Origin of the sequence: Sphingomonas sp. NIBR02145, assembly GCF_027359115.1 — a bacterium.
Classification (GTDB): domain Bacteria; phylum Pseudomonadota; class Alphaproteobacteria; order Sphingomonadales; family Sphingomonadaceae; genus Sphingomonas; species Sphingomonas kyeonggiensis_A.
In genome coordinates, this window is sequence record NZ_CP114791.1 from 3,207,411 (window position 1) to 3,233,060 (window position 25,650).

Sequence of the window (25,650 nt, forward strand, 5' to 3'; positions counted from 1 at the left end):
CTGCCATTTGGCGAAGCGCGAACGGGACGGGGGACGAACGGGTTTGGGCAGCGCACGGCGAATCCTGATCGACTGCACGATCATTCTGGGCGTGGGCGTGGTGCTGGCGCTAATCGGCCCGTTCGGCAGCTTCGCGGCGCCGTTCGGCCTCAGGCTGCTCTACTGGCTGGCGATGAGCTATGCCGGCTACTTCCTCTATTTCCCGGCGATGCGGGCGGCGAGCATCTTTGCGCCTCGGCTCGACCTGCCCGAATGGTCGCTATGGGCGGCAGCCTGCGTACTTGCGAGCGTGCCGATGAGCGTGGTGGTCTGGGCCGCCAATCTGATCTGGCATCCGGGGCGTTGGCTGCCCCTAGAGCAATGGATCGCGCATTATTTCAACGTGGCATTGCTGGCCGGGCTGGTCTGCACGCTGTTCTGGTTCACCCGCCAGCGGCGCCTTGCCAGGATCGCGCCGGTGCCCGAACCGGAAGCGCCGACCAGCGAGCCCGGCCTGCCCCGGCTGGCCGAGCGCCTGCCCCCGCACCTGCGCGCGGCACCGATCGCGCTCGAGATGGAGGACCATTATGTCCGCGTCCACACGCGGCACGGCTCGACCCTGTTGCTGATGCGGATGCGCGATGCCGTGGCCGAGCTGGACGGCATGCCGGGCGCGCTGGTCCATCGCAGCTGGTGGGTGGCGCGCGAAGCAGTGACCGGCACCCGGCGCGACGGACGCAATGTCCGGCTGCTGCTGACCGGCGGGATCGAGGCGCCGGTGGCGCGCGCGCAGGCACCGGGGCTGGAAGCCGCGGGCTGGTTCTAGGCGCTCCAACACGGCGGAGGCCGCGACTCGCCAAAGTACACAAAGTACAGGCCAAGAGCCGGTTTTACGGCCCGCAATCTTCCCTGATTCCCCGGGTTAGGCGCGCATCCCGCAATATTGTTGCGCGCGCGTGATCCTATTTTCCTGCAGCCTCAGAGAGCGGCCGGCCAGGGACCGGCCGCCCGAGACGAGCAGGCGAAATCCTACATTGCAAGCCGCCCTAGCGGACCGCGACCAGCTTCGCCCTGGAGAGGTGCCAGTTCACATCGGCCGGATTGGCGCTCACCCCGGCAACGACGCGGTGGAGCGTGTAGCTGCCGCGGAAATGCTGGCGCTTGCCGTTCTTGAGCGTGGCATAGACATCGACCGGCACGGTGATCCAGCGCTGGCTCATGCCCGCATCGGCGTTGATCGGATTGCGCGCCTCGACCCGGCTGTGCGCCGTCGCGGCGAAGCCCTGGCGGAACGCGGCGAAGCTCTTGCCGCTGGCCTGGCCACCGCGATCCCACAGACCATAAGCGGTGCGGAAATCGCCGCGTTCGATCGCAGCGTAATAGGCCTGGACCGTATCGCGGGCATCCTGCGCGCCGGGTTCCTGGGCCGGCGCGGGTACCGGTGCGGCGAGCAGGGCGAGGGTCAGGGCGAACGGCATCAGCTTTCTCCTAGCGGGCGATCAGCGCCGAATCGCGCAGGCCACGCCAGACCCTCAACGCCTGAACCGTCTCGAATACATCATGAACACGGATGAGTTGCGCCCCGGCATCGGCACCCTTGAGCGCAAGCGCCAGGCTGCCGCCGAGCCGCTGATCCGCCGGCGCCTCGTTCGACAGCGCGCCGATCATCCGCTTGCGGCTGGCGCCGAGCAGCAGCCCGCAACCGATCCCGTGGAACAGCGCGAGGCCGTTCATCAGCACGAGATTGTCCTGCAGCGACTTGCCGAAGCCGATGCCCGGATCGACCAGGATCTTCGCCCGATCGACACCGGCCGCGGCCACGTCCTCGACCCGCTTCTCCAGCCAGTCATAGACGTCGAGCAGCACGTCCCCATAGCCATCGCCGCCGTGCGGGCCCTTTTCCGGCTCGGGCGAATGCATCAGCACGACCGGGCAACCGGCATTCACGACCACTTCCAGCGCCTGGGGATCGTAGAGCAACGCCGCGACATCGTTGACGATATGCGCCCCGGCCTGAAGCGCCGCCGCCATCACCGCGGCGCGGCGGGTATCGACGGAGATCGCGGCACCACCGGCGGCGAGCTTGCGGATCACGGGAACGACGCGTTCGATCTCCTCGCCTTCCCACACTTCGGCGGCGCCGGGCCGGGTCGATTCGCCGCCGATGTCGAGGATCGCGGCGCCCGCCGCGGCCATGTCGACGCCCACGCCGGCGGCCGCATCGACATCCTCGCTGAGCGCGCGCGAATCGGAGAAGCTGTCGGGCGTGCGGTTGAGGATCGCCATCACCTGGGGCTGGTCGAGCCGGACGACGCGCTCGCCAAGCTTCAGCGACGCGCGCGGGGCGGTGATGCGTTGGAGGATCGCGGCGACGCGGGGATCGTCCGGCAGATCGGCGACCGTGATCGTACGCTGGAACACGCGCTTGCCGCCTTCCCGCGCGATCAGCTCAAAGGCCGAACACCAGCTGAGCCCGCCGGCGAGGCGGACGACTTCGCCGTCGCGGCTGACCGGCGAATCGGCGAGCTGGACGGGGCGGAGATAGAGCCGCGCGGTTGCGGGGAGATCGAAGGTCATGCGGCGACCGTTCCAGAGGTGATCCCGCATGGGAAGGGGAAACTTCTTGAGCCCCTCCCCTGAAGGGGAGGGGCTAGAGAGGCTTACGGCTGGGTCGCCAGCAAGTAGTTCTGGCGCAGCGCGTCGATCGGCTTGAGGCCGTCGGCGGCTTCATAGTTCCAGAAGGTCCAGCCATTGCACGACGGCGCGTTCTGCAGCGTCGCGCCAAGCTTGTGGATCGAGCCGGCCTGGCCGTCGCAGCTGAGCGAACCGTCCGCGCCGACCACGGCCTTCCAGCGGCGCTTGCCGTCGGTCAGCACGGTGCCGGGCTTCAGGAAGCCGTTCTCGACCAGCTGGCCGAAGGCGACGCGCGGCTGGCTCTTGGGCGCCTGCATCGTCTTGAGCGCCGATTCGTCGAGCGGCAGCGCCGCTTCGATGCGCTCCCTGGCGGCTTCGACATAGGCGGTCTCGCGCTCGATGCCGATCCAGCGGCGGCCAAGCCGCTTGGCGACCGCGCCGGTGGTGCCGGTGCCGAAGAAGGGATCGAGCACGACGTCGCCCGGCTTGGTGCTGGCGAGCATGATCCGATAGAGCAATGCTTCGGGCTTCTGGGTCGGGTGGACCTTGGTGCCGCCCTTCTTGAGACGCTCCTGGCCGCCGCAGATCGGGAATTCCCAATCCGAGCGCATCTGGATCTCGTCGTTGAGCGTCTTCATCGAGCGATAGTTGAAGGTGTATTTCGCCTTCTCGCCGGTGCTCGCCCAGATCAGCGTCTCGTGCGCGTTGGTGAACCGGGTGCCCTTGAAATTGGGCATCGGGTTGGCCTTGCGCCAGATGATGTCGTTGAGGATCCAGAAGCCGAGGTCCTGGATCGCCGAGCCGACCTTGAAGATGTTGTGATAGCTGCCGATCACCCAGATCGTGCCGTCGTCCTTCAGGATGCGGCGCGCCTCGGCCAGCCATTCGCGGGTGAACGCGTCATAGGCGGCCAGGCTGTCGAACTTGTCCCATTCGTCGGTGACCGCGTCGACGGCGCTGCCGTCCGGACGGTTCAGGTCGCCACCGAGCTGCAGATTATAGGGCGGATCGGCGAAGATGCAGTCGACCGACTTTGCGGGCAAAGCGCGCATCGCCTCGATGCAGTCCTGCTGCAGGATCGTATCGTAGGGCAACACATCGACCCATGAACGCACCGTTGCCGGCTTGAGTCTGCCCTTTTCGAGAACCCCCATTAACCTCTTTCCCCTTGTTGGAGAGGCGGTTTCTGTCGGCGAATGGCCTCGCGTCAAGCGCTGATTGGTTAACGAAAAAACCTGCGATTCCGTTAACTTGTAGAACGCTCCACGAACTTATCCACATGCTGAGTCGCAAAGTTATCCACAGGCACAAGATATGGGGTGTGGCGAAAAAGACTCATTTCGCCTGTCGTGCGCTCGCCGGAAGCGGATGACGGCGCGGCGGAAGGACCGGGATCGCCCGAATCAATGATTCGGCCAGCGCCGCCCCAAGGCATAGCGGGCTGGAGATCGCCGAATCATTCGGCGGCCGGGATCCCGAAGTCGAAATGCGCCTGGGCGACCGGCGCGAAGCTCCTGCGGTGGTGCGGCGTCGGGCCGAGGATGCGCAGCGCTTCCTGGTGGACCTTCGCGCCATAGCCCTTGTTGCTCGCCCAGCCATAGCCGGGGTGGAGCGCGTCGAGCTCGATCATCATCGTGTCGCGGCGATGCTTGGCGACGATCGAGGCGGCGGCGATCGACAGGCAGAGCGCGTCGCCGCCGACCACGGCATGGCTCCGGTGCGTCCAGTCCGGGCAGCGATTGCCGTCGACCAGCACGAAGGCGGGCGCCGGGCCGAGCGCCTCGACCGCGCGGGTCATCGCCAGCATCGTCGCCCAGAAGATGTTGAGGCTGTCGATCTCCTCGACCGTGGCGATGCCGAGGCCGACCTGGGCGCAGGCGAGAATCTCGGCGCAGAGCCGCTCGCGCTTGAGCGCGGTCAGCGCCTTGGAATCGTCGACGCCCTCGGGAATGCACTTGGGATCGAGGATGACCGCGGCGGCGACCACCGGGCCGGCGAGCGGGCCGCGGCCGGCCTCGTCCACCCCGGCGACCGGGCCGCCGTGCAGCTTTCCATATTTCCGCTCGAACTTGAGATCAGGCATCCTGGACCCGCCATGGCGGATAGCGGCGCATCTCGCCAGCCTGGTAGAGACGAACCGAATTGCCGGCCGGATCGCGCAGCCGGGCTTCGCGCCAGCCCCAATTCTCGTCCTTGGGATCCTGCTCGAAGACGATTCCCTGCTGCTGGAGATAGGCGACGGTGACGTCGAGGTCGCCGCATTCGAAATAGACGACCGGGGCGGTGTAGCCGGGATCGGTGGCGATGCTGAAGGTGGCGCCGCCCTCGGTCTCGAACCGGGCATAGCGCGGGCTCGCGCGGACGACCTGGCGCAGGCCGAGCAGCCGGTAGAAGCGCTCGCTCGCCGCAAGATCGGCGGCGGGCACGGTCACCTGGTTCAGCATCGGCTCGAAGAAGCTCATGTTGAGGTCGAGCCGCACCGCCTGCTGCCCCATCGGGCCATGGCCGCGGCCGAGCCCGGGCGCCTCGCGCATCGCGATGCGGACGAAGCGGCGGGCGCGGCGGATCGCCTCGGGCAGGTCCCATTCGACCGCGAGCCCGCAGGCGATGGCGGAGGACAGGGTACAGCCGGTGCCATGGGTGTTGTCGCTGTCGATGCGCGGATTGCTCCACTCGATCTCGGGCGGATCCTCGGGATCGGCGGAATAGAGCCGATCGGTGACCACGGGCCCCTCGACATGCCCGCCCTTGACCAGCACGGCGCAGCGATGCGCCTCGACCAGCGCGCGGGCATCGCCGCCCAGCGCCGCCAGCTCGGGGATATTGGGGGTGACGACGGTGGCGCGGTCCATCAGCCGCTCGAACGCGGCGATGGTCGTGTCATCGGCCAGGGTGGCGCCGCTCGAAGCGATCATCACCGGATCGAACACCACCGGGATGCCGGGCAGCTCGGCGAGCTTCCCGGCCACCGCCAGCGCGGTGCGGGCGGAGCCGATCATGCCGATCTTGATCGCGTCTACGCCGATATCGGCGACACAGGCATCGATCTGCGCCAGCACCATCTCGGTCGGCACCGGATGCACGCCGGTGACGCCCAAGGTGTTCTGCGCGGTGATCGCGGTGATCGCGGTCATCGCATGGCCGCCGAGCATGGTGACGGTCTTGATGTCCGCCTGGATGCCGGCGCCGCCGCCGGAATCCGAGCCGGCGATGATGAGTATCCGGGGAGTCATACCTCTATTCCTTTGTCACCCTGAACCTGTTTCAGGGTCCAACGCGCCTCAAGCGATACCGCTGGTGGATAATTGGATGCTGAAGCAAATTCAGCATGACGGAAGAAGAATAGCGGCATGCCTCAGCCCCTGGGTTTCAACCCTTGTACCGGCGCTCCGTGCTCGCCGGATTGTTCGCCAGCGCCTTACCGACACGCGCCGGCCGGTCCAACAGTTCGCCGCCGCAATTGGGGCAGCGTTCGTCGAGTGCATCGGCGCAATCGGCGCAGAAGGTGCACTCGAACGAGCAGATGAAGGCGCCGCCCTCGTCCGCCGGCAGATCGGCGCCGCAGCGCTCGCAATCGGGGCGCATCTCGAGCATCAGGCGGCAGCCTCGCGCACCACGTCGCAGATGCGGTCGACCACCGCTTCCACCTGCGCCTTGTCGTCGCCCTCGGCCATCACCCGGATCACCGGCTCGGTGCCCGACGCGCGGATGACGAGGCGGCCCTTGCCGTCCAGCTCCGCTTCGGCCGCGGCGATCACGTCCTTCACGCGCGGATCCTCCAGCGGCTTGCCGCCCTTGAAGCGGACATTCTTGAGCAGCTGGGGCAGCGGATCGAAGCGATGGAGCACTTCGCTGGCCGGCGCGCCGGCGCGAACCAGCTCGGCCAGCACCTGGAGCGCTGCGACCAGACCATCGCCCGTCGTGGCATAGTCGGACAGGATGATGTGCCCCGACTGCTCGCCGCCGACATTATAGCCCGACGCGCGCATCTTCTCGAGGACGTGGCGATCGCCCACCGAGGTGCGGATCAGACCGAGGCCCTGCGCCGAGAGGTGCCGCTCGAGCCCGAGGTTCGACATGACGGTGGCGACCAGGCCGCCCCCGGCAAGCCGGCCCTGCCGCGCCCAGCCGCCGGCGATCGTCGCCATCAGCTGGTCGCCATCGACCACCTTGCCCTGCTCGTCGACCACGATGAGGCGATCCGCATCGCCGTCGAGCGCGATGCCGATATGCGCGCCGGAGCCGACCACGGTCTCGCACAGCGTGTCGGGCGCGGTCGAGCCGACGCCGTCATTGATGTTCTTGCCGTTGGGGGTGACGCCGATCGCGATCACTTCGGCGCCGAGCTCCCACAGCGCCGAGGGCGCGACCTGATATGCCGCGCCATTGGCGCAATCGACGACGATCTTGAGCCCGTCGAGCGTCAGCTCCTCGGGGAAAGTCGACTTGGCGAAGTGGATGTAGCGGCCGCGCGCATCCTCGACGCGCCGGGCACGACCGATATCGGCCGAAGCCGCGAGCGGCACCTCCCCGTCGATCAGCGCCTCGATCGCCAGCTCGTCCTCGTCCGAAAGCTTGAAGCCGTCGGGCCCGAACAGCTTGATGCCGTTATCGGCATAGGGATTGTGGCTCGCCGAGATCATCACGCCCATGTCGGCGCGCATCGAATGGGTGAGCATCGCCACCGCCGGAGTCGGCATCGGCCCGAGCAGCACCACGTCCATGCCGACGCTCGTGAAGCCGGCGACCAGCGCGTTCTCGAGCATGTAGCCCGAAAGCCGCGTGTCCTTGCCGATCACCACCCGGTGGCGGTGATCGCCGCGCCGGAAGTGCGCGCCTGCCGCCATGCCGACCTTCATCGCCATCGCCGCGGTCATCGGCGACAGGTTCGTCGCCCCCCGGATTCCGTCCGTCCCGAAATATTTTCTTGCCATGTGCCGTTTTCTCGCGACCTTGCAGGCCCTCAACCGCCACCGGATTAGCGCGGAAACTCCAAAAGGGCGAGCATGTCGCAACCAACTCGTATTCTATTGTCGCTTATTGCCGGACTGGTCGTCGGCGCGCTGCTCGCCGCGTACGCGCCGTCCGGTGCGACGATCGCGGCCGACTGGGCCCAGCCGATCGGCCAGGCCTGGCTCAACGGCCTGCAGATGACGATCGTGCCGCTGGTCGTGGCGCTGCTGATCACCGGCGTCGCCGCCACCGCCGAGGCCGCCCAGGCCGGGCGGCTGGCTGCCCGCGCCATCGCGCTATACGTCATCGTGCTGGCGCTGTCGGCGACCGCCGCCGCGATCCTGACCCCGCTGTTCCTCCATTTCGCCCCGCTGCCGCACGAATCCGCCACCGCGTTGCGCGGCGCGCTGGCCGGCGCCGAGAAGATCGGCCCGGTGCCGCCGATCGGCGATTTCCTGGCGGCGATCATCCCGGCCAACATCGTCAAGGCCGCGGCCGAGAACGCGTTCCTGTCGCTGATCATCTTCTCGCTGATCTTCGCCTTCGCGATGACCCGGGTGGGCGGCGAGGCGCAGAAGCTGCTCACCGACTTCTTCAAGGCACTCCGCGACGTGATGCTGGTGGTGATCGACTGGGTGCTGTGGGTCGGACCCGTAGGCGTGTTCGCGCTGGCGCTGGTTGTCGGCGCCAAGGCCGGCACCGGCGCGTTCGGCGCGCTGATCCATTACATCCTGATCGTCGCGGGCGTCGGCCTGGCGGTTACGATCTTCGCCTATCCGGTCGCAGTGTTCGGCGGACGGGTGCGCCTGGGCGCCTATACCCGCGCCGCGCTGCCCAGCCAGGCGGTGGCGCTGAGCACCCAGAGCTCGCTGGCGACCCTGCCGGTGATGATCGAGGGCTCGGGCAAGCTCGGCGTGCCGGTGGCCGTATCGGGCGTGACGCTGCCGCTCGCCGTGGCGATTTTCCGCGCGACCGGCCCGGCGATGAACTTCGCGGTGGCCATCTATGTCGCCGAATGGTTCGGCGTGCCGCTCAGCCCCGCCACGCTGGCGGTGGGCGTGGTCGTCGCCACCCTCACTTCGCTCGGCTCGGTCAGCCTGCCCGGCACGGTCAGCTATGTCAGCGCGATCGCGCCAGTGGCGGCAACGATCGGCGCGCCGGTGAGCCCGCTCGGCCTGCTCGTCGCGGTCGAGACGCTGCCCGACATCATGCGCACCGTCGGCAACGTCACCTGGGACATCGCCGCGACGACCTGGCTGTCGCGCCGCGCCGGCAAGGTGCCGCTGGACGAGGCTGACGCGATCCTCGCCCACGACAGTTGAGCGGGCGCCAGGCGGGGGCATGGCTCGGCCTGCTCGCGGCTTCGGCAGTGGGCACGGCGATCCTGGAATGGATCGGGCTTTCGGCGGGGCTGCTGCTCGGGCCGATGCTGGCGGCGATCGCCTTTTCCGCGCGCGGCGCCCGGCTGAGCCTGCCCAGGCCGCTGTTCGTCTGTGCCCAGGCCGTGATCGGCTGCCTGATCGCCGGCACGCTCGATGTCGGCGCCTTTTCGCGGGTGATGGCAGAGTGGCCACTGTTCCTGGGGGTTACCGCGGTTACGCTCGGCGCGAGCAGCCTGCTCGGCTATCTGCTCAGCCGCTGGCAGGTGCTGCCCGGCAGCACCGCGATCTGGGGATCGATGCCGGGCGCCGCCTCGGCCATGGTGGTGATGGCCGATGCCTTCGGCGCGGACGCGCGGCTGGTGGCGTTCATGACCTATACCCGTGTGGTCTCGGTCGCGGCGGTGGCCTCGATCCTCGCGGCGGCGCTCGGCGCACATCATGGCGGCGACTGGCTGGTGACGATGCTGGCCCCCGCACCGCTGATCCCCTCGCTGGCGACCTTGTCCGTTGCAGGGATCGGCGCGTTCGTCGGCCTGAAGCTGCGCATCCCGGCCGGCGCGCTGCTGGTGCCGATGGCGGCGGGGATCACGCTGCACGCGCTCGGCATGTTGCGGATGACCCTGCCCGAGCCGGTGCTGGCGGTAAGCTATGCGCTGGTCGGCTGGCGGATCGGCCTGGCCTTTACCCGCGAGACGCTTACGGTTGCCGGCCGGGCATTGCCGCGCGTGCTGCTCGCCACTTTCACGCTGATCGGCTTCTCCGCCGCGCTCTCGCTGCTGCTGTCCAGGCTGACCGGCATCGACCCGGTGAGCGCCTATCTGGCGGTGAGCCCGGGCGGGCTCGATTCGGTGGCGATCATCGCGACCTCGGTGCCGGTGGACCAGCCCTTCGTGATGGCGATGCAGGCGCTGCGGTTCCTCGCGGTGCTGGCGCTGGGGCCGACGCTGGCGCGGTTGGCGGCCGGGCGGTTTGCCAAGAGTACCGTCGAGGGATCGCCCGGCCGCCCCCTTCCTCCGGGGAAGTGATCGGCGGAGCCTGCCCCGCAGCCTCCGGTTCACGCCTTCGGCATGAACTTCCCGATCACTTCATCAGCACAAGCTCTTCCGACATGGTCGGGTGCAGCGCCACGGTCTGGTCGAAGGCGTCCTTGGTCAGGCCCGCCTTCACCGCCACCGCCGCCGCCTGGAGAATCTCCGGCGCGTCCGGCCCGATCATGTGGAGGCCGACGACCCGGCCGGTCGTGCCGTCGCAGATCATCTTGTAGAGAGAGCGCTCGTTGCGATCGGCGAGGACATTCTTCATCGCGCGGAAATCGCTCTGATAGACCGCGATCGAGCCGAGCTTGTTGCGCGCCTCGCTCTCGGTCATGCCGACGCCGGCCATCGGCGGGTGGCTGAACACGGCGCTCGGGATGCAGGAATAATCGACCTGGTGCGGCTTGCCGCCGAAGATCGTGTCGGCGAAGGCCTGCCCCTCGCGGATCGCGATCGGCGTGAGCTGCACCCGGTTGGTCACGTCGCCCACCGCATAGATCGAATCGACCGACGACATGTTGTCGGCATCGACCTGCACCGCGCCCTTGGCGTCGAGCTGCACGCCGACATCCTCAAGACCAAGCCCCGTCGTATTGGGCACCCGGCCGGTGGCGAAGATCACGCAATCGACTTCGATCGGCTCGTGCTTGCTGAGCGTCACCTTGAGCGCGCCGCTCTCCAGCTTCTCGATCGACTTGAACTCGCAATGGAAGCGGAAATCGATGCCCTTCATCAACGAGATCTGGAGCAGCCGGTCGCGCATCGAATGGTCATAGCCGCGCAGGATGACATCGGTGCGGTTGACCAGGGTCACATGGCTGCCGAACTCGTTGAAGATGCCGGCGAACTCGTTGGCGATATAGCCGCCGCCGGCGATCAGCACGCGCTTGGGCAGCGTGTCGAGGTGGAAGACCTCGTTCGAGGTGATGCCGAGATCGCTGCCCGGGAATTCCGGCACATGCGGATGCGCGCCGGTGGCGACGAGGATGTACTTGGCGGTGACCTTGCGCCCGCTCGCCAGCGTCACTTCGTGCGGGCCGGTGACGGTGGCGCGCTCGAGAAAGGTCTCGACCTGGTTGTTGTGCAGCGTCTGCGTGTAGAGGCCGTTGAGGCGATCGACATCGGCCAGCACATTGTCGCGCAGCACCGCCCAGTCGAAATCGCATTCGGGCACGTTCCAGCCGAAGCGGCGGGCGTCCTTCAGGTCCTCGGCGAAATGCGCGCCGTAGACGAGCAGCTTCTTGGGCACGCAGCCGCGGATCACGCAGGTGCCGCCGATGCGATATTCCTCGGCCACCGCGACCCTGGCGCCATAGGCAGCCGAGACGCGCGAGGCGCGGACGCCGCCTGAACCTGCACCGATCACGAAGAGATCATAATCGTATTCGGCCACGCGCTAATCCTTCCCGCTCAATTCGAGGCCGGGAGATAGGGCGTGGGGGCGCCGATGCCAATGCGGGGCACGGCCGCCGAAGCAGCGGAAACCAGTCTATCGCACTGCCTGGTGCGCGTAGCTGAGGATTCGCGCCACACGCCAGCCGTCCGGCCCCTTCTTCCACAGCTGGACGAAATGCGCCTTGCCGACCAGCTTCTCCGGCCCGTCGCCCTGGCGCTCGTAGAAGACATGGTCGCCTTCCTCGATCGCGCCATAGCCGGGCACCGGATCGACCCGTAGCGTCTCGGGCAGCAGCGCGCGGCGACTGCGCCAGGCATCGGGCGCCTTCTTCGCCTCGCACCCCTTTGCATAGAGCGCGACGAAAGCGTCCCCGCTGGTCGCCACCACCCCGTCCTTGTCGTGGTACATCTCGAAATCAGGCGTGACCTGCGAGGCAAGCCGCGCCGGATCGCAGCGCTCGAAGAAGGTCTCGAACAGCGCCGCATCCGCCGCCTTCACTTCGGCGAGGAGCGCCGGATCAGACGCGGACTGCAGCAAGGTTAGCGAAAGCGCGGCGGCGAGGAACATGCGGGTCTCCGATGTGTGTTATTTGCATAATACACATCGGCACGGGTCCGGCAACCGCCTGTCAGGCGGGCACCAGCTCCGCCCGCTCGGTCTCGGCGATCCAGCCGCCACCGAGCACGCGCTCGCCGGCATAGAGCACCGCGGCCTGGCCCGGGGCGACGCCATATTCCGGCGTCTCGAACACCACGCGGCCATCCTCGAGCCGTGCGGGTACCGGCTTGGCGAGGCTGCGTACCTTGGCGGTCATCGGGCCCGCATAAGAGCCGCCCAGCCAGTTGATCCCCTCGATCCGCGCCGCGCGCACCGCCAGCGCCCGCTTGGGACCGACGATCACCTGCCTGGTGACCGGATCGAGCCGCAGCACATAATAGGGCTCGGGCGCGCCGCCGATCTCGAGCCCGCGGCGCTGGCCGACGGTGAAGTGGATCAGCCCCTTGTGGCGGCCGAGCAGCGTGCCCGATTCGTCGACGATCTCGCCCTGGGTCTCCGCCTCGGGCCGCAGCTTCTTGACCAGCGTGGCATAGTCGCCGTCGGGCACGAAGCAGATGTCCTGGCTGTCGGGCTTGCCCGCCACGGCCAGCCCGAGCTGCGCCGCGAGTTCGCGCACCTGCGGCTTGGGCATGCCGCCCAGCGGAAAGCGCAGGAAATCGAGCTGAGCCGCGGTGGTCGCGAACAGGAAATAGCTCTGGTCGCGCGCCGGGTCGTACGCACGGTGCAACTCGGCGCCTTCTGCCCCCATCACCCGCTGGACATAATGGCCGGTCGCCAGGCAATCGGCACCCAGGTCGCGGGCGAGTGCGAACAGATCGGTGAATTTCGGCCCCATGTTGCACTTCACACAGGGAATCGGCGTGCGCCCGGCGAGATATTCGTCGGCGAAATCGTCGATCACTTCGCTTTTGAAGCTCGACGCATGGTCGAAGACATAGTGCGCGATGCCGAGCTTGTCGCAGACCGCGCGGGCATCACGGATGTCGCGCCCGGCACAGCACGAGCCGGCGCGGCCAACCGCTTCGCCATGATCATAGAGCTGCAGCGTCACGCCGATCGTCTCGGCGCCGGTGGCCGCGGCAAGCCCGGCCACGACCGAGGAATCGACCCCGCCCGACATGGCGACGACGATGCGGCGCGCCTTCAATGGCGCCTCGAGCTGGAAGTCTCCTGCGATCATGATCGCGCGCATTTAGGCACTCGTAGTTCCCCGCGCCACCCCGGTTGGATTCCGGTAACGCTGGTTAAGCGCTCGTTTTCACCTGCTTTACGGACCCTTCAAGACTTTTGGGTAGAAAGCCCAAATCCGAGTTCAACTTGTCGGATGGGTAGAAGAGCGCGTGGACCTGAGTTTTGCCAGACTGGAACGCGACGTGGCGATCACCGCCATGCCGACCGAACTGGCGGTACTGCTGGTCGGCGTGGCGGCGCGCCAGGCGGCGAGTCCCACGGCACGCGCGCAGGCCCGGTTGGCGCTGATCGCGCCGGTCGAGCAGCTTCTCGCACCTGCGCACGGGGCATTCCACCGCCTCGCGGCGCGCGCGCTAACCCGTCGTCAGGAAGAATGAAGAGCGAATTTACCGAGGCGTTTTAGCCGATGTTCAAAGAGCGACGAATATCGGTGGGTGTGTTCAGTTTGCGTAGCGGGGGCCCCCCGCCCCGAAAGGCGAGTAGATGATTGAGAACCAGAAGATCCGTCCCGCGAAAGTGATCGGCCCGCTCGGCGAGCCGCTTACCCTCGAGACGCTGCCGCCGGCGGACACCACCCGCTGGGTGGTCCGCCGCAAGGCCGAGGTGGTCGCCGCCGTCAATGGCGGGCTGCTCAGTGTCGATGAGGTTTGCGAGCGCTATGGCCTCACCGTCGAGGAATTCGCGGGCTGGCAGCGCGCGATCGACCGTTCGGGCATGCCGGGCCTGCGCGTCACGCGCATCCAGCATTATCGCTCGCTCTACGAGCGCCAGCAGAAATACTGATCTCTTCCTCGAAGAGCAGGCATCGGCCCGCCCCGGCACGCCCGGGGTGGGCCTTTTTCTTTATGGTTCTCGGGAAAAGTTCCCGTTTCCGTGCAAAATATCGGAACGGAACCAACATGAGCGCCCGCTCATTTTTCCTTCGTCGCCCGGTCCGCGGGCCTAGATAACGGAGGGACTTATGGTGAGCCTTATCGTTTGGCTGGTCATCGGCGGTGTCGTCGGCTGGCTCGCCAGCATCGTGATGCGTACCGATGCCCAGCAGGGCATTTTCCTGAACGTGATTGTCGGCATCGTCGGCGCCTTTATCGGCGGCTGGCTGTTCGGCAGCGGTGACATCAACAGCGGCGTGATCAACCCGACCACGTTCCTGGTGTCGCTGGTAGGCGCGATCGTTCTGCTCGCGCTGGTCAATCTGGTCCGTCGCGGTTCGCTGCGCTAACCGGATCCAGGATTCAAAAGGGGCCGCCCCGCCAGGGACGGCCCCTTTTTCATGCGCGAATTACTTGAGCAGGAAGCGCACAGAGACGGTAACGTTCAGCTCGCGCTCGCCCGCCACGACCTCGAGCTTGTCGGCAACCATCCCGGCACTGGCCCGCATCGCCATCATCGGCACCGGCGGCATCGGCAGCGATCCGCCCTCGGAGATCGCCAGGATGCGATCGACCTTGAGCCCCGCCGCCTGGGCATAGAGCTCGGCCCGCGCCCGCGCCTTCTTGATCGCATCGGTCCGCGCCTCGTCGAGCGCGCCCTCGGGCTTGTCGACCGTCAGGTTTGGGCCCGAGATGTTGTTGGCACCCTCGCGCACCAGCGTATCGAGGATCGTGCCGCTCTTCGCGATATCGCGGAAGCGAATCGAGACCTGGTTCGATGCCTGGTAGCCGGTGATCACCGGCGGCTCGTTCTGGGCATAGCGATATTGCGGGCTGAGGTTGATCGTCGCGGTCTGGATGTCGCGCTCGGCCACGCCCGACTTGCGCAGCGCGGCCAGGACCTTGGTCATCTGCGCATTGTTCTGCTGCATCGCCACCGCGGCGGTGCTCGCCTGGGTGACCACGCCCGCCTCGATCACCGCGAGATCGGGCACGCGCGTGCTGGTGCCGGTCGCGCTGACATCGAGCACGGTGCCGTCGATCAGCACCGGGCGCGCGTCGCTCTGCGCGGCAGCGGGAAGCGCCGCAACGGTGATCGCGGCGGCAGAAGCGGCAAGAGCCAGTCGAATCATCATTCACTCCAACATGATTGTCCCGCACACAGCCATGCCGCGCGCGGGACAAATGGAAGCTGAACGGAAATCGGGCACGGGCCGGCGCAGGCCCGCGTCCCGAAGAAATTACGCCCGGCGCACCATGATCAGCCGGTAGAGCGCCAGCAGCACCACCGAACCGGCGGTGGCGGCGGCATAGGCCTGCCAGGTGCTGTCGCGCACTTCGAGACCCAGCATCGGCGTCAGGTAAAAGGCCAGCAGCGCCCCCGCGATGCCCAGCAGGATCGTCACGATCACCCCGCCCGGATCCTTGCCCGGCATGATCAGCTTGCCCAGCACACCGGCCACCAGGCCGATGAGCAGCCACCCAATAATCCCGTGCGGCATGAATTCCCTCCTCGATTCGGCCCGTCTCCCCCGAGCCGCGCGGAAGGTCGCGCTAGTGCGACTTCATTGCAACTGTTTCTTGACGGAAACGGTTCTGGAAACATCCCGGATACTTGCGGAAAATGGCCGGAACGGGCATTTGCCCGGCCACGCGAAACGGCTCTTGTAGCCGGTGCCTTATTCATCTAATACAGTGCGATCAACTTGGGGGCAGCGGCCGATTTCGGCCGGATCGGAATGTCGCACATGAATTACGAGGCAGGAATGTTCGGACGACAGGAGCGGCTGGAATATAGTGGGGATGCGCCGAAGTCGCGGCGGTGGCTTTGGATTACGCTGATCGTCCTCGCGATCGTCGTCGCCGGCTTCTTCACCATGGGCAAGTTCATGAGCGGCACGCAGGACGCCGGCGCCACCAAGGCGGCCAGCAAGTCCGGCGGCAACCAGTCGCAGATGCCGACCGTCACGGTCACCACGCCCGGCCGCCAGGCCGTGCAGACCGTGATCAGCGGCACCGGCAGCCTTGCCGCCAAGCGCGAGATGCCGGTTGGCGTCGTCGGCGAAGGTGGCCTGGTCACCCGCGTCCTGGTCGAGCCGGGCACCTGGGTCGGCAAGGGGCAGGTCCTCGCCACTGTCGATCGCTCGGTCCAGGTCCAGACCGCCGATTCGCTCGCCGCGTCGGTGCGCGTCGCCGAAGCGGACGCCAAGCTCGCCCAGGCCAATCTAGACCGCGCCCAGAGCCTCGTCTCGAACGGCTTCGTGTCCAAGGCCGATATCGACCGGCTGACCGCCGCGCGCGACCAGGCCTCGGCCCGCGTCCGCGTCGCCCGCGCCCAGCTCGCGGAGACTCAGGCACGCAACCACCGCCTCGACATCCGCGCGCCGGAAGCCGGCCTGGTGCTCACCCGCCAGGTCGAGCCGGGCCAGATCGTCAGCGGCGGTTCGGGCGTGCTGTTCCGCATGGCGATGGGCGGCCAGATGGAGCTGCGCGCGCAGCTCGCCGAGGCAGACCTCCTGCGTACCCGCGTCGGCTCGACCGCGCAGATCACGCCGACCGGCAGCACCCAGGTGTTCAGCGGCACGGTGTGGCAGGTCTCGCCGGTGATCGATCCGAACACCCGCCAGGGCATTGCCCGCATCCAGCTCGCCTATAACCCGGCGCTCCGCCCGGGCGGCTTCGCCAGCGCGCAGATCATCACCGGCGCCGAGAACGCCGTGATCCTGCCCCAGTCGGCGATCCAGAGCGATGCGCAGGGCAATTATGTCTACACTCTCGACCGCGACAACAAGGCGGTCCGCACGCCCGTCGTCACCGGCGCGGTGACCGATTCGGGCGTCTCTGTGACGCAGGGCCTGACCGGCAACGAGCGCGTGGTGATGACCGCCGGCGCGTTCCTGAACCCGGGCCAGAAGGTCATCCCCCAGCTCCTGAAGAAGTGAGATCCAAGCGATGAGCTTCCGGAACATCTCGGCCTGGTCGATCCGGAATCCGATTCCGCCGATCGTCCTGTTCCTGTTCCTCACGGTTGCGGGCCTGATGAGCTTCAACCGGATGGACGTTAACAACAATCCGGACATCGATTTCCCGATCGTCTGGATCGCGATCAGCCAGCCGGGCGCCGCGCCCAGCGAACTCGAGACGCAGATCACCCAGCAGGTGGAAAGCGCCGTTCGCAGCCTGCAGGGCATCGACGAGATCAACTCGACGGTGACCGAGGGCCAGTCGCAGACCGTCGTCCAGCTCGCGATCGGCACCCCGATCGATCGCGCGGTGGAGGACGTGCGCAGCGCGGTCCAGCAGATCCGCGGCAACCTGCCCGACGGCATCCTCGAGCCGCAGATCGGCCGCGTCGATTCGGCGAGCGACAACGACATCGCCAGCTTCACCGCGATCGCGCCCGACATGACCGTCGAGCAGCTGAGCTGGTATATCGACAACACGGTGGCGAAGAGCCTGCTCTCGATCACCGGCATGTCGGCGGTGAACCGCAATGGCGGCGTCAACCGCGAGATTCGCGTCCAGATCGATCCGGCCAGGCTTCAGTCCTATGGGCTCACCGCCAGCCAGGTGAACCAGCAGCTGCGCGCGGTGAACATGAACGCCGCCGGCGGCCGCGCCGAGATCTCGGGCTATGAACAGTCGGTCCGCGTGCTCGGCAACGCCAAGAACGCCTATGCGCTCGGCCAGACCCAGATCTCGACCGGCAATGGCCGCACCGTGCGCCTCGCCGACATCGCGACGGTGACCGACAGCTATGCCGAACTGCGCAGCGCCGCGCGCTTCAACGGCCATGCGGTGATCTCGTTCGACATCCAGCGCGCCAAGGGCGCGTCGGACGTCGCGATCTTCCACGAGGCGGAGAAGAAGCTCCAGCAGCTCGAGAAGAACAACGCCAAGGTCCATTTCGAGCTGCTGTCGAACTGGTCCAAATATGCCGAGCAGCAATATCACTCGGCAATGGAAGCGATGATCGAGGGCGCCGTGCTCGCGGTCATCGTGGTGCTGCTGTTCCTGCGCGACTGGCGCGCGACGTTCATCTCGGCACTGGCGATCCCGCTCTCGGCGATCCCCAGCTTCTGGTTCATGGACATGCTGGGCTTCACGCTCAACCAGATGACGCTGCTCGCGCTCAGCCTGGTCGCCGGCGTGCTGGTCGATGACGCGATCGTGGAGATCGAGAACATCGTCCGCCACATGCGCATGGGCAAATCGGCCTATCAGGCGGCGATCGACGCGGCCGACGAGATCGGCATCGCGGTGCTCGCCACCACCATGTCGATCGTCGCGGTGTTCCTGCCGGTCGGCCTGATGCCGGGCGTGTCGGGCCAGTTCTTCAAGAACTTCGGCCTCACCGTCGTCGCCTCGGTGCTGATGAGCCTTGCGGTGGCACGTCTCGTCACTCCGATGATCGCGGCCTATTTCCTCAAGGCGCACGGCCATGCCTCGCACGGCGAAGGCCGGATCATGGACGGCTATGTGAAGCTGCTGCGCTGGACGCTGCACCATCGCTGGTCGGCGATCGCCGGCTTTGTCGGTTCGCTGGCGCTCACCGTGGTGTTCTTCGCGATGCTGCCGATGACCTTCCAGCCGACCCAGGACGAGGACCAGGTCACCGCCAATGTCGAGATGGTGCCGGGCACCACGCTCGAACAGACCGACGCCGTGGTGCGCCGCGTGGCGGCGCGCCTGCGCCAGGAGCCCGACGTCCAGAACGTCTATGAGCGTGCGTTCGTCGGCAGCGGCCGCGTGACCGCGATGCTCAAGGACGATCGCAAGGAGACCAGCGACGAGTTCACCCGGCGGATCACGCCGGACCTGCTCGCCATCCCCGATGCCCGTGTCGGCTTCCGCGCACAGGGCGGCTGGGGCTCGAGCGGCCGCGCGCTGACCGTGACGCTGGGCGGCGAGGATCCCGAGCTGCTCACCAAGACCGCGCTCACCCTGGTCGACCAGATGCAGAAGATGCCCGAAGTGGTGGCTCCGCGCATCGCCGGCGACCTCAACCGCCCCGAGATCGTAATCAAGCCGCGCCTCGACCTGGCGGCGAACCTGGGCGTGACCACGGCCGCGCTGTCGAACGCGATCCGCATCGCGACGCTGGGCGACATCGATCAGAACAGCGCGAAGTTCTCGCTGTCCGATCGCCAGATCCCGATCCGCGTGGCGCTGCAGGAAGATGCGCGCGCCAAGCTATCGACGATCCAGAACCTGCCGGTGCAGACCCAGACCGGCGGCTCGGTGCCGCTCGACGTCGTCGCCGATATCGGATTCGGCACGGGCCCGACCAAGATCGAGCGCCTGAACCTCCAGCGCCGCGTCGTCATCGGCGCAGACCTGGCGACCGATCCGAAGACCGGCAAGGCGATCGTCTCGGGCCTGGCGCTGCAGAAGATCCACCAGCTGCCGATCATGAAGAACCTGCCGATCGGCGTGGCGGAAATGACCGTCGGCAACGCCAAGTGGCAGGCGGAGATGCTCAACAACTTCTTCATCGCGCTGGCGACGGGCATCTTCCTCGTCTTCGCGGTGCTGGTGCTGCTGTATCGCCGCTTCATGTCGCCGCTGGTGAACATGGGTTCGCTGCTCAACGCGCCGCTGGGCGGGCTGATCGCGCTGTGGATCGCCGGCCAGCCGCTATCGCTCCCGGTGTTCATCGGCATGCTGATGCTGTTCGGCATCGTCGCGAAGAACTCGATCCTGCTGGTCGACTTCGCGCTGGAGGAGATGGCCAAGGGCGTCGACAAGTTCACCGCGATCGTCGATGCTGGGCACAAGCGCGCCCAGCCGATCGTGATGACCACGGTGGCGATGGTCGCCGGCATGGTGCCGACCGCGCTGTCGCTCAACGGCGACGGATCGTGGCGCGCGCCGATGGGCATGACCGTGATCGGCGGCCTGATCCTGTCGACGGTGCTCACCCTGGTGATGGTCCCCGCATTGTTCAGCCTCGCGGTCGGCCTCGAGCACTGGCTCGGACCGAAGCTGTCGCGCCGCCTGCTCACCTTCCGACCGGGCGATGACGGCAGCCGCGTGATCGGCCATGGCCATGGCGGCGGCACGATCGAGCACAAGCCCGGGGACGATGCACCGCAACCGGCGGAGTGAACTTGATCGCGTCTGATGTATTGGGGAGCGTGTGACGAAGTTGCGCGCTCCCCTTTCTTCATCCGAGGCCGTGCCGGCGCCGCTGCGCCGGATGCGGCTGGTCGCCACCGGGCTGCTCGTGGCGATGGCGGCGATCTTCCTGCTCGCCCGAGCCTTCGACCATCTCCACCCGGCGCTGGGCTATGTGCGCGCCTTTGCCGAGGCGGCGATGGTCGGCGGCCTCGCCGACTGGTTCGCGGTGACGGCACTGTTCCGCCACCCGCTCCACCTTCCCATCCCCCACACCGCGATCATCCCGCGCAACAAGGACCGGATCGCCTCCACCCTCGCCCAGTTCCTGCGCGACAATTTCCTGACCCCCAAGGTCGTCGCCCGGCGCATGCAGCGCCTCGACATCGCCGCCGCCGCCGGCCGCTGGCTCGCCAATCCGGTGCATGGCGACGGCCGCATCGGCCGCGGCGCCAGCCGGCTCGCCGCTGACTTCCTCGAATCGCTCGACCAGGAGCGCCTCGGCGGCATGGCCAAGGGCGCGATCGCCGCGCGGCTGCGCGCGATCGACATCGCCCCGCTGCTCGGCCAGGCGCTCGGCGCCGCGATCGCCAAGGACCGCCACTTGCCCCTGCTCGACGGCATGACCCGCTGGGCCGCCCGCGCGCTCGACGCCAACGAGCACCTGATCCGCGAGATGGTCCATAGCCGCGCCGGCAGCATCATGCGCTGGACCGGGCTCGACGAGACGCTGGCCAACAAGATCATCGAGGGGCTGGAGAAGCTGCTCGTCGAAATGAACGAGGACCCCGGCCACCCCCTGCGCCTCAAGGCCGAGGAAGGGCTCGAGCGGCTCGCATACGACCTCCAGCACAAGCCCGAGCTGCGCGAGCGCGTCGAAGCCTTCAAGCTCGAGATGCTCGAGAACCAGGCCTTCCAGCGCTGGATCGACGGGCTATGGGAAACCAGCCGCACCGCGCTGCTCCGCCTGGCGCGCGACCCCGGCAAGGCGCTGGGCGGCAAGATGGGCGAGACGCTGCGCCAGTTCGGCGTCACCCTGCAGGAGGACCGCAAGCTCGCCGACACGATCAACCGCTTCGCGCGCCGCAGCGCCGTGGGTGCCGCGACCGATTATGGCGATGGCATCGTCCGGCTGGTCTCGGACACGATCAAGGGCTGGGACGCGCAGACCATCACCGGCCGGCTGGAGAATGCCGTGGGCCGCGACCTGCAATATATCCGCATCAACGGCACGCTGGTCGGCGGCCTGGTCGGCGTGCTGATCCACACGGTGGATACGCTGCTGTAGCTGCGCCCTTCGTCACCCCGGCCTTGGGCTGTCATCCCGCTGCCTTGCCCCGCAGAAGAAGAAGCGGGATCCCGGCTCAACGCCGGGATGACGGACGCATTGGGCCCATCCTGCCTCAGACAGCAACGCCTTCCAGCACGATCTCGCCCTGGTCCTCGCCGTCCCAGTAATGCGCCCGGACGCCGTGCACCTTGATCAGCACCAGTCCCGGCGTATCGACACCTTCCTTGAACCAGAGCGAAAGCCCCTTGGTCCAATGGTCCTCGAACGCCGCCTTGTCGTGGATCAACTCTGCGACGCCCTCGACATGGACGAACACCGGCTTCATGCCGAGCAGCCCGGCCTTGCCGTGAAAGGCGAGGCCCACCTGCGCATTCGCCTTCAGGTCCGCGATCAGCCGCGTGTCCTCGCAGGCGAAGAACCAGTTGTCGCCGTCATAGTCGACGTCGCGATTGTTGCTCATCGGGCGGGCTGCGATGGTGCCGCCTTCGCTATGCGTCGAGAGCATCGCGAAATCGACGTCCTTCATCATTTCCGCCAGTTGTTCCAGCGTCTTGGCCATGATCCTCTCCGCATCTTGTGTGCGGAGGGAAGAACGAACGCCGTGGCTATTATCTCCAGTCGAGGATCGGCCAGCCCTTATCCGCGGCGAGCCTGCGCAGCGGGCCATGCGCGTTGACCGCATAGCCCTCGTCCGCCCAGTCGAGCATCGGCGCGTCGGAGACATGGTCCGAATAGGCGCGGACATGGGCGCTGCCGCGCGGAATCGCCTGCCCCGCCATCCAGCTCTCGATTCTATGGAGCTTTACGGGCCCGTAACAGTTATCGCCTTCAATCAGGGAGAGAATTCGGCCTTGCCCATCGCGCTTAGCCTCGGTTGCGATCACGTCCTCGATGCCCAGGCGCCGGGCAATCGCCGCGGCATAATAGCCGTGCGAGGCGGTCGCCATGACGATCCGGTAGCCCCCGGCCCGGTCCGCCGCGATCCGTTCGCGCGCGCCGTGGAGCACGCCGTGGGTCACTTCATGCTCGGCAAACGCTTCCGCGACCTTCGCCATCTCCTCCGGCGTGACCGCGCCGCCGAGCAGCAGCCGCTGCGAGAATTGCTTGAGGCCCGCGCGATCGACCTGCTTGAGCAGATAGCCGATCCCGGCCACGGCCACCGCCGGGAACAGCGCCAGCCGCCACGGCGCCCGCGCCTTTGCCGCCGCCACCAGGAAGCGCGTCCAGGTCGGCGCGGCGGTGATGGTCTTGTCCATGTCGTAGATTGCGAGACAGTGCATTGATGCATCTACGAGCGGAGGCGCTTGCCGATCCAGCCCGAATCGCCGAAAGGTGCGCGCGATGAGCGCCTTGGCCGATTTCGAACGGGTTGATTCCGGCAGCGGCGGCGCAGTCCTCCGCTTTACCGGCAATTTGTCGCTCGCCAGCCTGGGCGACCTGCCCGACCGGCTCGATGCGGTCGAAGGCGATGTCAGCCGCATCGACCTGTCGCAGGTCGAGCGGATCGACACGGTCGGCGCCTGGGTGGTCCACCGCTTCGCACGCGACAAGGAAGCGCCGGTCGAGGGGCTTCAGCCGGCAAGCCAGCATCTGTTCGACCAGGTCGTCGCCGCCGAGCATCCGATCGAGCTGCCGCGCAAGCCGGCCAGCCCGTTCGTCCACCTGCTCTCCGAAGTCGGCGATGCGGTGCTCACCGCCTTCCACACGCTCTACGGCCTGCTCGGCTTCTTCGGCGCGACGCTGATCGCCTTCTGGAACGTAGCCAGGCATCCCAGCCGTTTCCGCTTCAACGCCACCGTCCACCGCTTCGAAGTGGTCGGCGTCTCGGCGCTCGGCATCATCGGGCTGATGAGCTTCCTGATCGGCATCGTCATCGCCCAGCAGGGCGCGGTGCAGCTCCGCCAGTTCGGCGCGGAAGTCTATACGATCAACCTGCTCGGCCGCATCACCCTGCGCGAGCTCGGCATCCTGATGACGGCGATCATGGTCGCCGGGCGTTCGGGCTCGGCTTTCGCCGCGCAGATCGGCACGATGAAGCTGACCGAGGAGATCGACGCGATGCGCACGATCGGCGTCTCGCCGATGGAAGCTTTGGTCGTTCCGCGCGTGCTGGCGGTGGTGATGATGCTGCCGCTGCTCGGCTTCTATTCGGCGCTGATCGGAATCATCGGCGGCGGGCTGCTCTGCTGGGTGCAGCTCGACATCCCGCCGGTAACCTTTGTCCAGCGTATCCGCGAGGTCGTGCCCCTCACCGATCTCTGGGTCGGGCTGGTCAAGGCGCCGGTATTCGGCGCGATCATCGCGATCGCCGGTTGTTTCCAGGGCATGCAGGTGGAGGCGGATGCCGAACAGGTCGGCCGCCGCACCACCATCGCCGTCGTCCAGGCGATCTTCCTGGTGATCGTGCTCGATGCCTTTTTCGCGGTGTTCTTCACCCAGGTTGGCTGGATATGACCGCGCCCACGCTTCCCCATGACGACGATGTCGTCATCTGCGTCCGCGGGCTGAAGAACTGCTTCGGCGAGCAGGTGGTGCACGAGGATCTCGATCTCGACGTGCGCCGCGGCGAGATCCTCGGCGTGGTCGGCGGCTCGGGCACCGGCAAGTCGGTGCTGATGCGCTCGATTATCGGCCTGCAGACCCCGATCGAAGGCGAGATCCAGGTGTTCGGCGAGAACACGATCGGGCGCGACGAGACCGAGGCAACCGAGATCCGCAAGCGCTGGGGCATATTGTTCCAGGGCGGCGCGCTCTTCTCCACGCTCACCGTGTCGGAGAATGTCCAGGTCCCGCTCAAGGAATATTACCCCAGGCTCGACCAGGCGCTGCTCGAGGAAATCGCCGCCTACAAGGTGGTGATGACCGGCCTGCCCCCCGAGGCCGCGCCCAAATTTCCCGCCGAGCTTTCGGGCGGCATGAAGAAGCGCGCCGGCCTGGCCCGTGCGCTCGCGCTCGATCCCGAGCTGCTGTTCCTCGACGAGCCGACCGCCGGGCTCGACCCGATCGGCGCGGCGGCGTTCGACGAACTCACCGCCTCGCTCCAGAAGACGCTGGGGCTCACCGTGTTCCTGATCACCCATGACCTCGACACGCTCTATGCGATCTGTGATCGCGTCGCGGTGCTGGCGGACAGGAAGGTCATCGCAGTGGGAACGATTCCCGAGCTGCTCGCCTTGGACCATCCGTGGATCCAGGAATATTTCAACGGACCGCGCGGACGCGCCGCGGTCAGCAGCGTCAAGGCAAATGCCGGGCACGCGACTGAGGACAGGGGCTGATGGAAACGCGTTCGAATCACGTGCTGGTGGGCGCCGTCGTGCTGATCCTGCTCGCGGTGCTGGCCCTGTTCATCGTCTGGCTCGCCCGCCTCTCCGGCGGCAATGAGCGCGAATATGACATCTTCTTCCGCCAGGCGGTCGATGGGCTCAATCCGGGCTCGGCAGTGGCCTTTTCCGGCGTGCCCTCGGGCCAGGTGAAGGCGATCGAGTTCTGGAAGCCCGATCCCCAGCTGGTGCGCGTGCGCATCACCGTGAAGGACGAGGTGCCGATCCTCGAAGGCACCACCGCGACGATCCAGAGCAGCTTCACCGGCCCGAGCACCATCCAGCTCGAAGGCGCGGTAAAGGGTGCGCCCGAGATCAAGTGCCCGCACGAGAACCCCAAGGCGGCCTGCCCGCTCGGCGTGCCGGTGATCCCGACCAAGCCGGGCGGCCTGGGCGCGATCTTCTCCTCGGCGCCGAAGCTGCTCGAGCGGCTGACCACGCTCACCGAGCGGCTGACCGAGCTGATGAGCGACAAGAACCAGGCCTCGATCGCCGGCATCCTGGCGAACACCAATCGCCTGACCGATGCTCTCGCCGATCGCGGACCGGAGATCGCGGCGACGCTGGCCGAGACGCGGGTCGCCATCCAGAAGTTCGGCGTTGCCACCGAGCAGATCGGCCAGCTGGCGCAGACCGCCAATGGCGTCGTCGCCGATGACGTGAAGCCGACGATCGCCAATCTCAACAAGACCATCGCGTCGGCCAAGAAGAGCATGGATGCGCTCGAGGCGATGCTCGGCGATGCGCGGCCGGGCGTGCAGGCCTTCTCCAAGAAGACCGTGCCCGAGATCGGCCAGCTGATCCAGGATTTGCGGATCATGGCACAGTCGCTTTCCTCGGTCTCCGAGAAGCTCGACCAGGGCGGCGCGTCCAGCCTGGTCGGCAGCCCCAAGCTCCCCGACTACAAGCCCAAGAAGTGA

General features: G+C 67.2%; 26 protein-coding genes. 12 read left to right on the top strand and 14 right to left on the bottom strand.

What is annotated here, in order from left to right:
* Positions 1-43 precede the first annotated feature (43 nt).
* Positions 44-805 carry a LytTR family DNA-binding domain-containing protein gene (locus O3305_RS14330; protein ID WP_269573151.1) on the top strand — a complete coding sequence of 254 codons (762 nt, stop codon included), beginning with the start codon at positions 44-46 and terminating at the stop codon, positions 803-805.
* Between the two features lie 220 nt (positions 806-1,025).
* Here O3305_RS14330 and O3305_RS14335 read toward each other — a convergent pair whose 3' ends face one another.
* The 7 genes from O3305_RS14335 to glmM form a co-directional block, all read right to left on the bottom strand.
* Positions 1,026-1,457 (bottom strand): hypothetical protein, encoded by a 432-nt coding sequence (locus tag O3305_RS14335; RefSeq protein ID WP_269573152.1) that lies wholly within the window; start codon positions 1,455-1,457, stop codon positions 1,026-1,028.
* A 10-nt stretch (positions 1,458-1,467) separates the two neighbouring features.
* Complete coding sequence (folP, locus tag O3305_RS14340; RefSeq protein WP_269573153.1) at positions 1,468-2,556, bottom strand: dihydropteroate synthase; 1,089 nt, start codon at positions 2,554-2,556, stop codon at positions 1,468-1,470.
* A gap of 83 nt (positions 2,557-2,639) precedes the next feature.
* On the bottom strand, positions 2,640-3,767 hold the full coding sequence (locus O3305_RS14345; protein WP_269573154.1) for a site-specific DNA-methyltransferase: 1,128 nt from the start codon (positions 3,765-3,767) through the stop codon (positions 2,640-2,642).
* A 302-nt stretch (positions 3,768-4,069) separates the two neighbouring features.
* Positions 4,070-4,696: a ribonuclease HII gene (gene rnhB / locus O3305_RS14350; protein WP_184163864.1), complete on the bottom strand. Its 627-nt coding sequence runs from the start codon at positions 4,694-4,696 to the stop codon at positions 4,070-4,072.
* A complete protein-coding gene (thiD, locus tag O3305_RS14355) occupies positions 4,689-5,846 on the bottom strand; it encodes a bifunctional hydroxymethylpyrimidine kinase/phosphomethylpyrimidine kinase (RefSeq protein ID WP_269573155.1) in 1,158 nt (385 codons plus the stop codon). Before thiD ends, rnhB begins: the two co-directional genes overlap by 8 nt.
* A 136-nt stretch (positions 5,847-5,982) precedes the next feature.
* Positions 5,983-6,207 (bottom strand): DUF1272 domain-containing protein, encoded by a 225-nt coding sequence (locus tag O3305_RS14360; RefSeq protein WP_269573156.1) that lies wholly within the window; start codon positions 6,205-6,207, stop codon positions 5,983-5,985.
* The gene (glmM, locus tag O3305_RS14365; RefSeq protein WP_269573157.1) at positions 6,207-7,547 is read right to left on the bottom strand and encodes a phosphoglucosamine mutase; all 1,341 of its coding nucleotides are present in this window, start codon (positions 7,545-7,547) and stop codon (positions 6,207-6,209) included. The genes O3305_RS14360 and glmM overlap by 1 nt, the downstream gene beginning before the upstream one ends.
* A 72-nt stretch (positions 7,548-7,619) precedes the next feature.
* Here glmM and O3305_RS14370 point away from each other — a divergent pair, with 72 nt between their 5' ends.
* The gene (locus O3305_RS14370) at positions 7,620-8,888 is read left to right on the top strand and encodes a dicarboxylate/amino acid:cation symporter (protein ID WP_184163853.1); all 1,269 of its coding nucleotides are present in this window, start codon (positions 7,620-7,622) and stop codon (positions 8,886-8,888) included.
* Positions 8,885-9,973, top strand: coding sequence for an AbrB family transcriptional regulator (locus O3305_RS14375; RefSeq protein ID WP_269573158.1), 1,089 nt, complete (start codon positions 8,885-8,887; stop codon positions 9,971-9,973). The genes O3305_RS14370 and O3305_RS14375 overlap by 4 nt, the downstream gene beginning before the upstream one ends.
* Before the next feature lie 55 nt (positions 9,974-10,028).
* Here O3305_RS14375 and gorA read toward each other — a convergent pair whose 3' ends face one another.
* From gorA to mnmA, 3 genes are all read right to left on the bottom strand, one after another.
* Entirely contained in the window at positions 10,029-11,375 is a 1,347-nt protein-coding gene (gorA, locus tag O3305_RS14380) for a glutathione-disulfide reductase (protein ID WP_269573159.1), read from the bottom strand.
* Positions 11,376-11,471: 96 nt separating this feature from the next.
* A complete protein-coding gene (locus tag O3305_RS14385) occupies positions 11,472-11,945 on the bottom strand; it encodes a nuclear transport factor 2 family protein (RefSeq protein WP_269573160.1) in 474 nt (157 codons plus the stop codon).
* Positions 11,946-12,006: 61 nt separating this feature from the next.
* On the bottom strand, positions 12,007-13,116 hold the full coding sequence (gene mnmA, locus O3305_RS14390) for a tRNA 2-thiouridine(34) synthase MnmA (protein WP_269573161.1): 1,110 nt from the start codon (positions 13,114-13,116) through the stop codon (positions 12,007-12,009).
* A 160-nt stretch (positions 13,117-13,276) separates the two neighbouring features.
* Between mnmA and O3305_RS14395 the strand changes: the two genes are divergently transcribed.
* The 3 genes from O3305_RS14395 to O3305_RS14405 all read left to right on the top strand — a co-directional run bounded on the left by O3305_RS14395 (position 13,277) and on the right by O3305_RS14405 (position 14,349).
* On the top strand, positions 13,277-13,504 hold the full coding sequence (locus O3305_RS14395) for a hypothetical protein (protein ID WP_269573162.1): 228 nt from the start codon (positions 13,277-13,279) through the stop codon (positions 13,502-13,504).
* Positions 13,505-13,610: 106 nt separating this feature from the next.
* Positions 13,611-13,910 carry a CtrA inhibitor SciP gene (gene sciP, locus O3305_RS14400; RefSeq protein ID WP_184163844.1) on the top strand — a complete coding sequence of 100 codons (300 nt, stop codon included), beginning with the start codon at positions 13,611-13,613 and terminating at the stop codon, positions 13,908-13,910.
* A 181-nt stretch (positions 13,911-14,091) separates the two neighbouring features.
* Positions 14,092-14,349: a GlsB/YeaQ/YmgE family stress response membrane protein gene (locus tag O3305_RS14405; RefSeq protein ID WP_116840180.1), complete on the top strand. Its 258-nt coding sequence runs from the start codon at positions 14,092-14,094 to the stop codon at positions 14,347-14,349.
* Between the two features lie 60 nt (positions 14,350-14,409).
* On the opposite strand, the gene O3305_RS14410 is transcribed toward O3305_RS14405, so the two are convergent.
* Both O3305_RS14410 and O3305_RS14415 read right to left on the bottom strand, forming a co-directional pair.
* Positions 14,410-15,135, bottom strand: a complete 726-nt coding sequence (locus O3305_RS14410) for an SIMPL domain-containing protein (protein WP_269573163.1) — start codon at positions 15,133-15,135, stop codon at positions 14,410-14,412.
* Positions 15,136-15,240: 105 nt separating this feature from the next.
* Positions 15,241-15,501 (bottom strand): GlsB/YeaQ/YmgE family stress response membrane protein, encoded by a 261-nt coding sequence (locus O3305_RS14415; RefSeq protein WP_184163839.1) that lies wholly within the window; start codon positions 15,499-15,501, stop codon positions 15,241-15,243.
* A 246-nt stretch (positions 15,502-15,747) separates the two neighbouring features.
* Between O3305_RS14415 and O3305_RS14420 the strand changes: the two genes are divergently transcribed.
* The 3 genes from O3305_RS14420 (at position 15,748) to O3305_RS14430 (ending at position 21,404) form a co-directional block, all read left to right on the top strand.
* Positions 15,748-16,941: an efflux RND transporter periplasmic adaptor subunit gene (locus O3305_RS14420; protein WP_269576524.1), complete on the top strand. Its 1,194-nt coding sequence runs from the start codon at positions 15,748-15,750 to the stop codon at positions 16,939-16,941.
* A 10-nt stretch (positions 16,942-16,951) separates the two neighbouring features.
* Positions 16,952-20,107, top strand: a complete 3,156-nt coding sequence (locus tag O3305_RS14425) for an efflux RND transporter permease subunit (RefSeq protein ID WP_269573164.1) — start codon at positions 16,952-16,954, stop codon at positions 20,105-20,107.
* 91 nt (positions 20,108-20,198) lie between these two features.
* Positions 20,199-21,404 (top strand): DUF445 domain-containing protein, encoded by a 1,206-nt coding sequence (locus O3305_RS14430; protein ID WP_269576525.1) that lies wholly within the window; start codon positions 20,199-20,201, stop codon positions 21,402-21,404.
* Between the two features lie 115 nt (positions 21,405-21,519).
* Here the strand turns inward: O3305_RS14430 and O3305_RS14435 are convergent, their stop codons facing one another.
* A complete protein-coding gene (locus tag O3305_RS14435) occupies positions 21,520-21,966 on the bottom strand; it encodes a pyridoxamine 5'-phosphate oxidase family protein (protein WP_269573165.1) in 447 nt (148 codons plus the stop codon).
* 49 nt (positions 21,967-22,015) lie between these two features.
* A complete protein-coding gene (locus O3305_RS14440) occupies positions 22,016-22,687 on the bottom strand; it encodes an HAD family hydrolase (protein ID WP_269573166.1) in 672 nt (223 codons plus the stop codon).
* Positions 22,688-22,748: 61 nt separating this feature from the next.
* Between O3305_RS14440 and O3305_RS14445 the strand changes: the two genes are divergently transcribed.
* The 3 genes from O3305_RS14445 to O3305_RS14455 are packed head-to-tail and all read left to right on the top strand — an operon-like array spanning position 22,749 to position 25,650.
* Positions 22,749-23,861: an ABC transporter permease gene (locus O3305_RS14445; RefSeq protein WP_184163824.1), complete on the top strand. Its 1,113-nt coding sequence runs from the start codon at positions 22,749-22,751 to the stop codon at positions 23,859-23,861.
* Entirely contained in the window at positions 23,858-24,685 is an 828-nt protein-coding gene (locus O3305_RS14450; protein WP_269573167.1) for an ABC transporter ATP-binding protein, read from the top strand. Before O3305_RS14445 ends, O3305_RS14450 begins: the two co-directional genes overlap by 4 nt.
* Positions 24,685-25,650 (top strand): MlaD family protein, encoded by a 966-nt coding sequence (locus tag O3305_RS14455; protein WP_269573168.1) that lies wholly within the window; start codon positions 24,685-24,687, stop codon positions 25,648-25,650. The genes O3305_RS14450 and O3305_RS14455 overlap by 1 nt, the downstream gene beginning before the upstream one ends.

Excerpts from the sequence above, each read along its gene's own strand:
- O3305_RS14335 (WP_269573152.1), bottom strand. The coding sequence starts at position 1,457 with ATGCCGTTCGCCCTGACCCTCGCCCTGCTCGCCGCACCGGTACCCGCG.
- folP (WP_269573153.1), bottom strand. The coding sequence starts at position 2,556 with ATGACCTTCGATCTCCCCGCAACCGCGCGGCTCTATCTCCGCCCCGTC.
- O3305_RS14345 (WP_269573154.1), bottom strand. The coding sequence starts at position 3,767 with ATGGGGGTTCTCGAAAAGGGCAGACTCAAGCCGGCAACGGTGCGTTCA.
- rnhB (WP_184163864.1), bottom strand. The coding sequence starts at position 4,696 with ATGCCTGATCTCAAGTTCGAGCGGAAATATGGAAAGCTGCACGGCGGC.
- thiD (WP_269573155.1), bottom strand. The coding sequence starts at position 5,846 with ATGACTCCCCGGATACTCATCATCGCCGGCTCGGATTCCGGCGGCGGC.
- O3305_RS14360 (WP_269573156.1), bottom strand. The coding sequence starts at position 6,207 with ATGCTCGAGATGCGCCCCGATTGCGAGCGCTGCGGCGCCGATCTGCCG.
- glmM (WP_269573157.1), bottom strand. The coding sequence starts at position 7,547 with ATGGCAAGAAAATATTTCGGGACGGACGGAATCCGGGGGGCGACGAAC.
- O3305_RS14370 (WP_184163853.1), top strand. The coding sequence starts at position 7,620 with ATGTCGCAACCAACTCGTATTCTATTGTCGCTTATTGCCGGACTGGTC.
- O3305_RS14385 (WP_269573160.1), bottom strand. The coding sequence starts at position 11,945 with ATGTTCCTCGCCGCCGCGCTTTCGCTAACCTTGCTGCAGTCCGCGTCT.
- mnmA (WP_269573161.1), bottom strand. The coding sequence starts at position 13,116 with ATGATCGCAGGAGACTTCCAGCTCGAGGCGCCATTGAAGGCGCGCCGC.
- sciP (WP_184163844.1), top strand. The coding sequence starts at position 13,611 with ATGATTGAGAACCAGAAGATCCGTCCCGCGAAAGTGATCGGCCCGCTC.
- O3305_RS14410 (WP_269573163.1), bottom strand. The coding sequence starts at position 15,135 with ATGATGATTCGACTGGCTCTTGCCGCTTCTGCCGCCGCGATCACCGTT.
- O3305_RS14415 (WP_184163839.1), bottom strand. The coding sequence starts at position 15,501 with ATGCCGCACGGGATTATTGGGTGGCTGCTCATCGGCCTGGTGGCCGGT.
- O3305_RS14420 (WP_269576524.1), top strand. The coding sequence starts at position 15,748 with ATGAATTACGAGGCAGGAATGTTCGGACGACAGGAGCGGCTGGAATAT.
- O3305_RS14425 (WP_269573164.1), top strand. The coding sequence starts at position 16,952 with ATGAGCTTCCGGAACATCTCGGCCTGGTCGATCCGGAATCCGATTCCG.
- O3305_RS14430 (WP_269576525.1), top strand. The coding sequence starts at position 20,199 with ATGCGGCTGGTCGCCACCGGGCTGCTCGTGGCGATGGCGGCGATCTTC.
- O3305_RS14435 (WP_269573165.1), bottom strand. The coding sequence starts at position 21,966 with ATGGCCAAGACGCTGGAACAACTGGCGGAAATGATGAAGGACGTCGAT.
- O3305_RS14440 (WP_269573166.1), bottom strand. The coding sequence starts at position 22,687 with ATGCACTGTCTCGCAATCTACGACATGGACAAGACCATCACCGCCGCG.
- O3305_RS14445 (WP_184163824.1), top strand. The coding sequence starts at position 22,749 with ATGAGCGCCTTGGCCGATTTCGAACGGGTTGATTCCGGCAGCGGCGGC.
- O3305_RS14450 (WP_269573167.1), top strand. The coding sequence starts at position 23,858 with ATGACCGCGCCCACGCTTCCCCATGACGACGATGTCGTCATCTGCGTC.
- O3305_RS14455 (WP_269573168.1), top strand. The coding sequence starts at position 24,685 with ATGGAAACGCGTTCGAATCACGTGCTGGTGGGCGCCGTCGTGCTGATC.